This is a genomic window from Verrucosispora sp. WMMA2121 (assembly GCF_027460185.1).
GTDB classification, from domain to species: domain Bacteria; phylum Actinomycetota; class Actinomycetes; order Mycobacteriales; family Micromonosporaceae; genus Micromonospora; species Micromonospora palythoicola.
The window spans coordinates 1,853,548-1,866,098 of the sequence record NZ_JAPZBH010000006.1 but is presented as its reverse complement, the minus strand read 5'-3'; the positions used below and the strand labels follow the sequence as shown (position 1 = coordinate 1,866,098).

Here is a 12,551-nt window from a genome sequence, read left to right as displayed (position 1 = left end):
CGTCAGGCGACCCGCCGCTGTTCACGGCTGCCGGCGCCGCTACCGGCCCGGGCCGGCCCGTGGTGCGCCTGAGCCGAGTACGGCGGCAGCAGCCGCAGCGGGGCGGGTTCGTCGACCTCGTCGAGGCGTAGTCGCCAGCGGGACCGCTCCGGTTGGTGTCGGTCGCCCGGTTCGCCAGGCTGGCGGGAGCTACGCGCCAGCAGCACCGTGATCAGGTAGCCGACCACCAGGAAACCGTGGCTCACCAGCCGTTGCACCTCGACCTGCGAGGCGACGAGGTCGTTGACCGACAGCAGCACCAGGGTCACCACGAAGGCGCCGAGCATCGGCAGCAGCCCCGACGGCGAGGTGCGGCGCAACGCGACGAAGAGGAACCCCGCGCCCACCGCGACGTTCCAGGCGGCGGACTCGTGCCACAGGTGCTGGCCGGTGGAGTGCAGGTGCTCGGCGGTCCCGGTCCGGCCGATCTGCGCCAGCCCGAGCACCAGTTGCACGGCGCCGAGCAGCCCTAGCGCGGCGCGCAGCGCGTTGACCAGGGTGAGCCGCCGGCTGGCTGCCGGCCACAGGCGTCCCGGCATCCCGATGGGGGCGAGCCTGCGTCGGCCTCGCTCTGGCGGCGGCGCGGCGGCGAGGATCGCCTCGGTCAGATCCGGCTGTGCGGTCACCACCCGGGTACGCGCCCGGCGGGTCACCCTCGCCGCCGAGTCCAGCCAGGTCCGGCAACCGGCGCACGTCTCCAGGTGCTCGCCGACCCTGCGCTGCTCGTCCGCCGTGACCTCACCGTCCAACTGCGCCGACAGAATCTCCCGCCACTGCTCACACCGCATGTACCAATAGTCGCTCCCCGGGCCGGCATGGTTCCCGGCCGGGACCGACGGAACCGGCCGACGCCGAGGTCAGCGCCGCCCAGGTGCTGCTCGGTGCGGCGCGAGGTCGTTCGTCGACGTCACCGACCGGGCAGGCTGCCGAGTAGCACGGCCCGCGTCGACCGGTGGCTGAGGCCCTCGGCGACGCTGCCGAGCAGGCGGTCACCGATCCCGTGTCCGTGTCGGCCGACCACCAGCAGGTCCACCTCTCGGTCGTCGGCGACCGTGAGCAGGGCGTCGACGGGATGGCCGGTGACGATCACGGTGGTGGGCCGGGGCAGCCCCTCGGGCAGCCCGGCGGCCCGCTCGTCGATCATGCGGCGGGCCCGCTCGTGCTCCCGCCGGGACTCGGCGTCGGACAGGTCGGGGCTGGTGACGGTGACCAGCACGAGTTCACTGGTGCTTCCGGTGAGGGCGCGGGCGATGGCACGCAGCGCCCGGTCGGAGTGTTCGGAACCGTCCACGCCGACCAGCACGCGCAGCCCGGTGCCGACCGCCTCGGACGGTCGGTGGCGTACGTCGACCACTTGCGGACGGGCCCGGCCCCGCTCGACGGCGATCGGTACGAACAGCGGCCCGAGCAGCGCACCCACCAGATACCAGAGCGGGCTGCGGTGCCCGCCACGAGTGACGAAGAGCGCCGCCGTGCCCAGACCGACGGCCAGCCACAACACCGCCACCAGCCCCAGATACCACCACTCAGACACGGCGCACCTCGCCGACGATTCGGGGCGTGGACGCGGTCAGAACGAGTGCCGCCATACCCAGGACTACCCCACCAGACCAGGGGTAAGCGCACGGTTCGTCCGTCGTGAGGAGGTTGCCGGGGTGCCGCGTCCGTTCGTCAACTGGTCCGGCAGTCTGACCTTCACCCCGTCCGGCTACGCGGAGCCGGCCGACGAGGACGAGGTACGTGAACTGGTGTTGCGGGCCCGTGAGTCGGGAGACACGCTGCGCCCGGTCGGCTCGGGCCACTCGTCGAGCCCGCTGGTGCGTACCGACGGCACCCTGGTCAGCCTGCACCGGATGACCGGTGTGATCGACAAGGCCGGCGACCAGGCCACGGTCCGGGGCGGCAGCCGGCTCAAGGAGCTGGGTGAGGGGCTCTACAAGGCCGGGTTGGCGATGGAGAACCTCGGTGACGTGGACTACCAGTCCATCGCGGGGGCCACCGCCACCGGTACCCACGGCACCGGAATCGGCTTCGGCAACCTCTCCACCCAGGTGGCGGAGGTACGCCTCGTCACCGGCACCGGCGAGGTGCTGAACGTCTCGGCGACCAGCAACACCGAGCTGCTGCCCGCCGCCCGGCTCTCCCTCGGCGTCCTGGGCGTGGTGACCCAGCTCACCCTGAACCTGGAGGCCAGCTACGAATTGCGCCGACGGTCCTGGTGCGCCCCGATCGAGTGGACCCTCGACCACCTGGCCGAGTTGCAGCACACCAACCGCAACATCGACTTCTACTGGTACCCGCGCAGCGACCTGACCCAGATCCGCACCATGAACCGGGTCGACGGGGTGGCCGCGCGGTCGACGTGGGCGGCCCGTCGGGTGCCGGAGTGGAACGGGTGGCAGGAGCCCCGGGAACTGGAGGTCGGGCCGACCCACGACACCATCCCGCAGCACCGGGATCTGCGCTTCGAGGAGATCGAGTACATGCTTCCGTCGGAGGCTTTTCCGGCCTGCTTCGCGGAAGTCCGGCGCCGGATCCTGAGCCGACACCGACGCACCGTCGGCTGGCGGGTACTGGTCCGCAGCATCGCCGCCGACGACATCTGGCTCAGCAACGCGTACGGTCGCACCACCACCACCATCGCCTGCCTGCACAACGCCGCGCTGCCGTACGAGGAGTACTTCCGGGACATGGAGGACGTCTTCCGGCAGTACGGCGGACGACCGCACTGGGGCAAGAAGCACTGGATGACCGCTGACGACCTGCGCCCACTCTTTCCCCGATGGGACGACTTCCAGGTGGCCCGCCGTCGCCTCGACCCGGACGGGGTGTTCCTCACCCCCGACCTGGCCCGACTGCTGGAGGAGGCGTGATGTCCCAGGTGTGGGCGGTGCCGGGAGGGCACGTGCCGTTCGGCGGAAGCGGCGGCGAGCCGCAGTTCACCAGCTTCGACAAGCTGTGCGTGCTGAACACCGCCGACTCCGAGGCGGAGGTGACGCTCACCTTCTACTACGAGGACGCCGAACCGGTCGGGCCGTACCGGTTCGCCGTCGGTGCCCGACGGATCCGGCACGTACGGATCAACGACCTGATCGACCCGGAGGCCGTCCGCCTCGATCGCCCGTACGGCTGCGTGCTCAGCTCACCGGTGCCGGTGGTGGTGCAGTTCCTCCGGCAGGACACCCGCTTGCCGGGCACGGTTGCCCTCACCGGAACCATGGCCCACCCCGTCGGCTGACTCGATGAGCAGCCTGCGGGGACGCGTCGCGGCCGTCGGCAGGGGCAGCTACGGCCGGCTGCGACAGCACCTGCTGCTGGCCTTCCAGGGCGGTCTGGCCGCGTCGCTCGCCTGGGTGGTCGCCGAGCGGGTGCTCGGCAACCCGGACCCGACCTTCGCCCCGATCGCCGCGGTGGCTGTCATCGCCACCTCGATCGGCCGGCGGGCCCGGCGGGCCGTCGAACTGATCGTCGGCGTGATCGTCGGGGTCCTGATCGGCGACCTGCTGGTGGGGACGGTCGGCACCGGCGCCTGGCAGACGTTCGTGATCGTGTTCGGTGCGCTGCTCGTCGCGGTGGCGGTACGCGGCACCGGTGCCCTGGTGACCCAGGCCGGCGGCGCGGCGGCACTGATCGCCACCCTCGCACCGGGCACGCCCGACATCGTCCTGCCCCGGACGGTGAACGCCCTGGTCGGCGGCGCGACCGGGCTGCTGGTGGTGCTGGTCCTCGTCCCGATGAACCCGACCCGCAGCGTGCGTCGGATAGCCGGGCCGGCGCTTGACACCTTCGCGCGGCAGTTGACCTCGGCCGCGGAGGCGCTGGCCCGAGGGGACGCGCGCCGGGCGCGGGAGGTACTGGACGAGATGCGGTCCGCCGAGGGGCAACTGCGGGAGGTCGGTGACGTGGTGACCGCGGCCGAGGAGGTGGTCCGCTTCTCCCCGCTGCGGTGGCGGCGGCGCCGCGCGCTGGCCGCGTACGGCGCCGGGGCCGAGCACCTGGACCGGGCGTTCCGCAACAGCCGGACGATGGTCCGACGCATTCTCACCGCGCTGCGTGACCATGAACCGGTGCCGGCCGGCCTGTCCACCGCCGTCGAGCAGGTGGGGCAGGGCGTGCGCCTGATGCACGAGGAGTTCCTGTCGATGCGGGAGCCGGTGCGGACGCGGGAGCGGGTGCTGCGGGCCGTCCACGACGCCGGTGAGGCATGCCGCCAGGAGATCGGCTTCTCCGGCACGATCGTGGTCTCCCAGTTGCGGACCGTCGCCAACGACATGCTGCGGGCCACCGGTGTGCCAGGCGACGAGGCTCGCCGGTTGGTCCGCCGGGCCGCCGCCGGTCAGTGGTCATCCCAGCAGGTCGCGGCGGCGGTTGCCGAGCCGGCCGAGGGCGGCGGCGGCGATCGCGACCACGATCATGACGCCCGCCGCCGTCCAGCCGGGGGACTCGGCCGGAACCGCCGCCAGGTGGGCGAACGGTGAGCCGGCGGCCACCCATCCGGGCAGGTCGACGCTGTCGGCGAGCACGTGGAGCAGGAAGCCGCCGACCGCGGGTAGCACGCCGACGGCCGCGGCGGCCCGGGGCAGCCAACCGAGCGCGAGTGTCGCCGCACCGAGGCAGAGCAGCACGACCGGCAGCACGTTCCAGGTGCCGGCCAGGGCCGCGGTCAGCGGCAGCGGGGCGTTCACCAGAGCGGCACCGAGCCAGGTCGCCGTCGCCGCCACGGTGACGAGGACGGCCACCCCGGCGAAGGTGGCCAGCGTCTCGGCGGTCAGCAGCCGGTTGCGGCGGACCGGCTGTGCGTACAGCGACGTCAACCGGCCGTCCGTCTCGGCGGCCACGAACTCGGCGAGGCGGGACGCGGCGAAGACCCCGACCGGCACGGCGAGCAGGACGAACAGGGACGCGGTGTAGCCGCGTACGCTGCTCAACTCGGTGAAGCCGGCCTGGGCGGCCAGTTCGGCGAAGCGCGGATTGTCCGCCAGGAAGCGGGTCATCGACGTCGCCAGCAGGCCGATCAGCAGGAAGTACGCGCCGATCCCGGCGGACCAGCCGGCCAGCGGGCGGACCATCCGGCGTACCGCGAAACCGTCGATCGTGCCGAGCAGCCAGGTGCGGGGCGGCCTGCCGGCCGGCGCGGCGACCAGCCCGGCCCGGACGTCGCGACGTCCGGCCAGCGTCATCGCCGCCGCACCGACCAGGAGCGCGGCCCCGGCGAGCACGAGCAGCGGCAGCAGCCGGTCGTCGTGGTAGGGGCGGACGAGGGCGAGCAGCCCGTACGGCGACAGCCAGCGCAACCACCCCAGCGCGGCGACGCCGTCGCCGACCATCCGGGCCAGCAGCCCGAGGCCGAGCACGGCCAGGGCCGACCCGCTCGCCCCGGCCCGGGTTGGCATCACCTGCGCACTCACCAACGCGGTCGACACGGCGAAGAGGGCGACCAGCACGAGACCGGCCGCGTACCGGAGAGCGCCACCCGGTGGTGTGCCGGCGGCGACGAGCACGACGCCGGCCGCGCCGCCGGCGGTCACCACGGCGGCGGCCAGGACGGTGAGGTGTCGACCGAGCACGGTCGGCACCGCCAACCGGCCGGCCAGCAGGAGGTCCCACCGGCCGCTCTCCTCCTCGCCCCGGGTGACCCGGGTGGTGGCGAGCACCCCCCACACCGAGAGCAGGACGGCCAGTACGGTGCCGGTCCGCCAGACGGTGAACCCGCCGGGGGTGTCCAGCGCGAACGGTTCGCCGAAGAGAGTGCGGACCGCCGGGTTCTCGGCGAGGGTGGCCAACGCGGCGGCGTCGAGCGCGGTGCCGGCCGTGCTCTCGTACCCGGCGACGACGACGGCGGTGACGCCGGCCGCCACCGCGGACACGACGAGCGCGGGTCGGCGGATCTGACGCAGCGCGAGCCGGGTGACGGCGGCACCCGCGTCGCCGGCTCCGACGGCGCTCATCGGCCCTCCTCGCCGTAGTAGTCGAGGAAGATCTCCTCCAGCGTGGGCTCGCGCATGGTGAGCGTGGTGACGTCCGCCGCCGCCAGGGCCCGCAGGGCCGGGCCGGGCGGCCCGGTGAGGGTGAACCGCAGCGCGGCCCCGTCGACCTGAACGCCGTCGACCCCTGCCACGTCGGTCAACTCGGGCACCGGACCGGCGAACCGCACCAGCACCTCGGTGCGGTGCAGTCGACGCAACTCGGGCATGGTGGCGACCTCGACGAGGCGCCCGGCCCGCAGGATGCCCACCCGGTCACAGACGGCCTCCACCTCCGCAAGTTGGTGGGAGGAGAGGAACACCGTGCTTCCGGCGTCGCGGGCCTCGACCACGGCGCGGCGGAACTCGCGCTCCATCAGCGGGTCCAGACCAGCGGTCGGTTCGTCCAGCACGAGCAGCGGCGCGCGGGTGGCGAACGCGGCGACCAGCGCCACCTTCTGCCGGTTGCCGGTGGAGTAGGCCCGCCCCGGCTTCGACAGGTCGAGCGCGAAGCGCGCCACCAGTTCGTCGCGGTAGGCGACGTCGACGCCGGGGCCGGTAGCACCGAGCAGCTCCAGGATCTCCGCGCCGGTCAGCTGCGGCCACAGCGTCACATCGGCTGGCACGTACGCGATCCGCTGGTGTGCCGGGGCCACCGCGGCGGCGGGAGTTCCGAAGATCTGCGCCTGACCGGCGGTCGGACGAGCCAGGCCGAGCAGCAGCCGGATGGTGGTGGACTTGCCCGCACCGTTGGGGCCCAGGAATCCGAACACCTCACCGGCGGTGACCGTCAGGTTCAGATCGTCGAGGGCGAGCAGCGAACCGTAGCGCTTGGTCAGGTGCTCGGTGCGGATGGCGGGCGGCTGCACGGCGGCCTCCGTGGGATGAGGGACACGACCGCCGACCAGGCTTCCCGGCACACCAGCCTCACCGTAGGGCCTGTGTCAATGCCCTGACCGGACGGCCGGCGGCCGATCAGCCGGCCGACCGGACGAGGACCGGCGGTGCTTCGTCACCGGTGTCCGGCGGTGGTGCCGGAGGCAGGGGAGCCGTGGGGACGTCCGGGTGGCGCCGAGTCCTGGCCGGCCGCTCCGGGTCACCGGTCTCGCCGCGCCAGTGGGCCAGCCGGCCGGCCCGGGCGACCGCCCGCAGCCGACGTTCCGCACGGTCCCGGACATGTGGCGTGGTGACCACGAGCAACTGGTCACCACGGCGTAGTCGGGTGTCCGGTTCGGGTACGAAGGCGGTGCCGTCGCGGACCACCAGGGTGATCGCGGCCGGCGGCGGCAGCCGCAGTTCGCGGATGTGCACGCCGTGCATCCGGGATTCGGCCTCGACGGTGAGGTGCAGCAGGTCCGCGTCGATGGCGTCCAGCGGTGCGGACTCGACCTGAAGGTCCGGGCCGATCCCGGCCGAGCTGAGCCGCAGTCGCTTGGCCAGCCACGGCAGCGTCGGAGCCTGGACCAGCGTGAACACCACCACCAGCACGAACACGATGTTGAACAGCTGCCCGCTGCCACCGACCCCGGCCACGACGGGGATGGTGGCCAGCACGATGGGTACGGCACCGCGCAGGCCGGCCCAGGACAGCAGCACCTGTTCGCGGAGCGGGATCCGGAACGGCAGCAGGGTGATCAGCACCGACATCGGCCGGGCGAGCAGCAGCAGCACCAGGCCGACGGCGAGGGCGGGCAGGATCGCGGCGGGCAGCTCGCTGGGGTTGGCCAACAGGCCGAGCATGACGAACAGGCCGATCTGCGCGATCCAGCCGAGTCCCTCGGCCACCGACACGGTGGCCCGGCGGTGCGCCAGCCGGGCGTTGCCCAGGAGCAACGCGGCCAGGTACGCGGCGAGGAAACCACTGGCCTGGGCGAGCCCCGCGGCGGCGAAGGCCAGGATGCCGCAGGAGAAGGTGGCGATCGGGTAGAGGCCGGAGGCGGGCAGGGTGAGCCGGCGCAGGAACCACACTCCGGCGATGCCGATCACGATGCCGATCGCGCCACCGACGCCGAGCTGATAGATCATCTGGACCAGCAGTTCCAGCGGACTGGTGACGGTCAGCCCGGTGGCGCTCAGGGCGAGGACGAGGATGACGGTGGGCGCGTCGTTGAGCCCCGACTCGGCCTCGACCAGCCCGGCCAGCCGCCGGGGCAGCGGCAGGGTACGCAGCACCGAGAAGACCGCCGCCGCGTCCGTGGACGACACCACGGCGCCGAGCAGCAGGGCCAACTGCCACGAGACGTCGAGCAGCAGGTGCGCGCCGAGGGCGGTGACCCCGACGCTTATCAGCACCCCGGCGGTGGCGAGCGCGGTCGCCGGCGCCAGCACCGGCCGGATGTCGGAGAACCGGGTGGTCAGGCCACCCTCCACCAGGATCACCGCGAGCGCCGCCGTGCCCAGGGCCTGCGCCATGGCGGCGTCGTCGAAGCGAAGACCGAGCCCGTTCTCGCCGAGCAGCAGCCCGATGCCGAGGTACGCCAGCAGCATCGGCACGCCGACCCGGGTGGCCAGCCGGGCGGCGGTGACGCTGACCAGCACCGTCGCCGCTGCGGCGATCATCAGCAGGTAGACCTGTTGCAGGGTCATCCCGGAACCCGTCCCAGCCACAGTCGACCCATGCTTCCGCTCCCTCACGCTCGCGCCCGGTGCGGGGTACGACGCCGACACCCGCCCCCACGGGTCGCACAGCCGGCACGCCCGGCTCTACCAGCCGGGCGGCAACCCGTGCCACGGTGTGTCCCCGCGCTCACGTTACCGGGTGACCAGCCAACGAATGCCGAGCGTGACGGTGACGCACCACCCGGACGATCCGCGGACCACCTGTGGGGACCGGTGCTCGACTGCGCGACCATGGCCCGGTCACGCGTACGACGACGGAGCAGACGGGAGCCGGCTCATGAGCGGCGGGACAGCACCGCAGACCGATCGACTGCAGGCGTGGGAGCGGGTCAGCGCCGCACCGCTCACCGTACTGTCGGTGGTGTTCCTGGTGGTGTACGCGGTACCGATCCTCGACCCGGGCCTCAGTCCGCAGTGGCGGACGGCCTGCGCCGCCACGACGGTCGTCGTCTGGGTGCTGTTCTGGGCCGACATCCTCGTGCGGCTGCGGCTGGCCCCGGACCGGCGGAGGTTCCTCCGGGAGCACCTGTTCGACCTGGTGGTGCTGACGTTGCCGATGCTGCGACCACTACGCGCGGTACGGCTGGTCATGGTGGTGCTGACCATCAACCGCCGCACCGAGGTGTGGGCGCGCGGCCGGCTGGCCGTCTACGTCGCCGCCACCACGGCGCTGCTGGTGCTGGTCTCCGCGCTGGCCGTGCTGGACGCCGAACGACTCGCACCGGACGCCAACATCACCGCCTTCGACGACGCGCTGTGGTGGTCGACGGTCACCATCACCACCGTCGGCTACGGCGACTTCTATCCGGTGACCACCGCCGGCCGATTCGTCGCCCTCGGACTGATGATCGGTGGGATCGGCCTGATCGGTTTCGTCACGGGGTCGCTGGCGACCTGGATCGTCGACCGCGTGTCGGCCTCCGCCGACAAGCCGGCGGAGGTCACCGGCGACGACGTGGCGGCCCTGCGCGCCGAGATCGCCGCCCTGCGACGGCTTCTCGAGCCCGATGTGGCCGAGCACACCGGAGGGCGCCCCGAGCCGGCCGAGCGGTCGGCCGACTGAACGACGCCGGCCGGCGGTGCGTGATCGGGCGTTCCGGCCTGCCGGACGGAGTCCGTCCCGGAAGATGGTGGGCGCGGCGTCCGGCCGGCCGTCGGTACGCGGGCGGCGACCCGGGCCGGCGGTCGCGGATCCGGTCTTCTGATCGTCGGCGGGGTGACGGTGACGCTCGAACAGCCAGCGGGGACGTCGCGGTCCAACGAACACCACGGCATGTCCACCCACGAGGTGGTGCTGCTGCTGGAGACGGATCCGCAGCGTGGCCTCAGCGATGCCGAAGCCGCCCGGCGGCTGGAACGCTACGGGCCCAACGTGCTGCCCGCCGCCGGCGGTGACGGGCTGCTGCGCCGGATCCTGCGGCAGTTCCACAACCCGCTGATCTACGTGCTGATCGCGGCCGGCGTGGTCACCGCGGTCCTCGGGGAGTACGTCGACTCCGCGGTGATCTTCGCGGTGGTGCTGATCAACGCCGCGATCGGGTACGCCCAGGAGTCGCGGGCCGAGGCGGCCCTGGACAGTCTGCGCTCGATGGTGCGTACCGAGGCGCGCGTGATCCGCGACGGTGAGCTGCGGGCGATCTCCTCCGACGACCTGGTCCCCGGTGACCTGGTGGTGCTGGAGGCGGGCGACAAGGTGCCGGTGGATCTGCGGTTGGTCCGGCTGGCCGAACTGCGGGTCGACGAGTCGGCGCTTACCGGTGAGTCCGTTCCGGTGGACAAGCTGGAGGCGGAACTGCCGGTGGGCACCCCGGTGGCCGACCGGCGCAACATGGTCTGGTCGGGCACGCTCATCGCGGCGGGCGGCGGTGCCGGTATCGCGGTGGCCACCGGAGCCGAGACCGAGCTCGGCCAGATCCACCGACTGGTCGGCACCGCGGAGGCGCTCGCCACCCCGCTGACCCGCAAGCTGGCCCGGTTCAGCAAGGTGCTGACCGTGATCATCCTGGTGCTCGCGGCGGTGACGTTCGCGGTCGGCCTGCTCCGTGGTCAGGACGCGGTCGAGACCTTCACGGCGGCCGTGGCGCTCGCCGTCGGTGCGATCCCGGAGGGACTGCCGGCGGCGGTCACCATCACCCTGGCCATCGGGGTGACCCGGATGGCCCGTCGGCGGGCGGTGCTCCGTCGGCTGCCGGCGATCGAGACGCTCGGCAGCACGACCGTCGTGTGCTCCGACAAGACCGGAACCCTCACCGAGAACCAGATGACGGTCCGCGCGCTGTGGACCCCGGACGCCGGATTCGAGGTGACCGGGTCCGGCTACCGGCCGGACGGGGAGGTCCGCGACGACGGCCGGGGCGGCGAGGCACTGCGCTGGTCCCTGCTGGCCGGTGCCGGATGCAACGACGCACGGGTACGCGAGCAGGACGGCGAGTGGCTGCTGGCCGGCGATCCGACCGAGGGCGCGATGCAGGTGGTCGCGGCCAAGGTCGGGATCGATCACGGTCGGCTGTCGGCGGACTATCCGCGCCGGGACACCATCCCCTTCGACTCGAAGCGGCAGTACATGGCGACGTTGCACGACGAGCGCGCCACGGGCCGTACGGTGATCCTGGCCAAGGGCGGCGTCGAGCGCATCGTGTCGATGTGTCGGGGTGAGATGGGCGCCGACGGGCAGATCCGGCCGCTCCGCGCCGGGGCCGCCCTGCGGGCCGCCGAGGAGCTGGCTGGCCAGGGGCTACGGGTGCTGGCCACCGCCGTACGACCCCCGGACGGCCCGGACGACGGCTTCGACGAGGTGGCGCTGCCCGGCACCCTGGTCCTCACCGGGTTGCAGGCGATGCTCGACCCGCCCCGCCGCGCGGCGGCCCCGGCGGTACGGGCCTGCCACTCGGCGGGCATCGACGTCAAGATGATCACAGGGGATCATGCGGCGACGGCCGGCGCCATCGCCGGCCAGCTCGGGCTGCTCGACGCCGACCGGCCGGACCGGGTGGTCACCGGCACGGATCTCGACGAGTTGCCCGCCGAGAGGTTCGCCGAGGCGGTGGACCGGGCCGCCGTCTTCGCCCGGGTCTCCCCGGAACAGAAACTCCGGCTGGTCGAGACGCTGCAGCAACGCGGCCACGTGGTCGCGGTGACCGGCGACGGGGTCAACGACGCCCCCGCGTTGCGGCAGGCGAACATCGGCATCGCCATGGCCCGCTCCGGGACCGAGGTGGCCAAGGAGGCGGCCGACATGGTCCTGACCGATGATGACTTCGCCACCATCGAGGCCGCGGTGGAGGAGGGTCGGGGGGTCTTCGACAACATCACCAAGTTCATCGTCTGGACGCTGCCGACGAATCTCGGCGAAGGGCTGGTGGTGCTGGTCGCCATCGTGTTGGGGGCCACCCTGCCGCTGCTGCCCACCCAGATCCTCTGGATCAACATGACCACCGCCGTCCTGCTCGGCCTGATGCTGGCCTTCGAGCCGAAGGAACGCGGCATCATGCGTCGGCCGCCCCGCGACCCGGCCCGGCCGCTGCTGACCGGTGCGCTGGTGCTGCGGATCCTGCTGGTGGCCGCGCTGCTGGTGGCCGGCGCGTGGTGGGTGTTCCAGTGGGAGCGGTCCAACGGCGCCGACGTCGCGCAGGCGCGCACCGCTGCCATGAACGTCTTCGTCGTGGTCGAGACGTTCTACCTGTTCAGCTGCCGGTCACTGACCCGTTCGGCCTGGCGGCTCGGCTTCTTCACCAACCGCCTGCTGTTGCTCGGCGTCGCCGCGCAGGCTCTCTGTCAACTCGCCATCACGTACCTGCCACCGATGAACGCGATCTTCGGCACGGCACCGATCGGGCCTGACGTGTGGTTGCGCATCCTGGCCGTCGGGGCGGTCTCCGCGGTCGTGGTCGCCGTCGACAAGCGACTGCGCCACAATCTCGGCTGAACGGT

Annotated in this window: 9 protein-coding genes; 5 read left to right on the top strand and 4 right to left on the bottom strand. The window is 72.7% G+C overall.

Translation table 11 applies throughout. The features are described 5' to 3' along the window. Positions 1-2: 2 nt before the first annotated feature. Together O7605_RS17345 and O7605_RS17340 are read right to left on the bottom strand one after the other, a co-directional pair. The gene (locus O7605_RS17345; RefSeq protein WP_269740148.1) at positions 3-827 is read right to left on the bottom strand and encodes a zf-HC2 domain-containing protein; all 825 of its coding nucleotides are present in this window, start codon (positions 825-827) and stop codon (positions 3-5) included. Between the two features lie 119 nt (positions 828-946). Further along, entirely contained in the window at positions 947-1,573 is a 627-nt protein-coding gene (locus O7605_RS17340) for a universal stress protein (protein ID WP_269740147.1), read from the bottom strand. A gap of 121 nt (positions 1,574-1,694) precedes the next feature. Here O7605_RS17340 and O7605_RS17335 point away from each other — a divergent pair, with 121 nt between their 5' ends. The 3 genes from O7605_RS17335 to O7605_RS17325 are packed head-to-tail and all read left to right on the top strand — an operon-like array spanning position 1,695 to position 4,517. Further along, a complete protein-coding gene (locus O7605_RS17335; protein WP_269740146.1) occupies positions 1,695-2,912 on the top strand; it encodes a D-arabinono-1,4-lactone oxidase in 1,218 nt (405 codons plus the stop codon). After that, positions 2,912-3,277 (top strand): sensory rhodopsin transducer, encoded by a 366-nt coding sequence (locus tag O7605_RS17330; protein WP_269740145.1) that lies wholly within the window; start codon positions 2,912-2,914, stop codon positions 3,275-3,277. The genes O7605_RS17335 and O7605_RS17330 overlap by 1 nt, the downstream gene beginning before the upstream one ends. A gap of 4 nt (positions 3,278-3,281) precedes the next feature. Continuing rightward, positions 3,282-4,517 carry an FUSC family protein gene (locus O7605_RS17325; protein WP_269740144.1) on the top strand — a complete coding sequence of 412 codons (1,236 nt, stop codon included), beginning with the start codon at positions 3,282-3,284 and terminating at the stop codon, positions 4,515-4,517. A gap of 1,466 nt (positions 4,518-5,983) precedes the next feature. Here O7605_RS17325 and O7605_RS17320 read toward each other — a convergent pair. Next, positions 5,984-6,871 carry an ABC transporter ATP-binding protein gene (locus O7605_RS17320; RefSeq protein ID WP_269740143.1) on the bottom strand — a complete coding sequence of 296 codons (888 nt, stop codon included), beginning with the start codon at positions 6,869-6,871 and terminating at the stop codon, positions 5,984-5,986. A gap of 106 nt (positions 6,872-6,977) precedes the next feature. Then, positions 6,978-8,588: a potassium/proton antiporter gene (locus O7605_RS17315; protein WP_269740142.1), complete on the bottom strand. Its 1,611-nt coding sequence runs from the start codon at positions 8,586-8,588 to the stop codon at positions 6,978-6,980. 310 nt (positions 8,589-8,898) lie between these two features. Here O7605_RS17315 and O7605_RS17310 point away from each other — a divergent pair, with 310 nt between their 5' ends. Together O7605_RS17310 and O7605_RS17305 are read left to right on the top strand one after the other, a co-directional pair. Next, positions 8,899-9,684, top strand: a complete 786-nt coding sequence (locus O7605_RS17310) for a potassium channel family protein (protein WP_269740141.1) — start codon at positions 8,899-8,901, stop codon at positions 9,682-9,684. A gap of 210 nt (positions 9,685-9,894) precedes the next feature. Beyond that, positions 9,895-12,546 carry an HAD-IC family P-type ATPase gene (locus O7605_RS17305; RefSeq protein ID WP_269742667.1) on the top strand — a complete coding sequence of 884 codons (2,652 nt, stop codon included), beginning with the start codon at positions 9,895-9,897 and terminating at the stop codon, positions 12,544-12,546. Positions 12,547-12,551: the final 5 nt, after the last annotated feature.

Excerpts from the sequence above, each read along its gene's own strand:
- O7605_RS17315 (WP_269740142.1), bottom strand. The coding sequence starts at position 8,588 with ATGACCCTGCAACAGGTCTACCTGCTGATGATCGCCGCAGCGGCGACG.
- O7605_RS17330 (WP_269740145.1), top strand. The coding sequence starts at position 2,912 with ATGTCCCAGGTGTGGGCGGTGCCGGGAGGGCACGTGCCGTTCGGCGGA.
- O7605_RS17345 (WP_269740148.1), bottom strand. The coding sequence starts at position 827 with ATGCGGTGTGAGCAGTGGCGGGAGATTCTGTCGGCGCAGTTGGACGGT.
- O7605_RS17310 (WP_269740141.1), top strand. The coding sequence starts at position 8,899 with ATGAGCGGCGGGACAGCACCGCAGACCGATCGACTGCAGGCGTGGGAG.
- O7605_RS17305 (WP_269742667.1), top strand. The coding sequence starts at position 9,895 with ATGTCCACCCACGAGGTGGTGCTGCTGCTGGAGACGGATCCGCAGCGT.
- O7605_RS17325 (WP_269740144.1), top strand. The coding sequence starts at position 3,282 with ATGAGCAGCCTGCGGGGACGCGTCGCGGCCGTCGGCAGGGGCAGCTAC.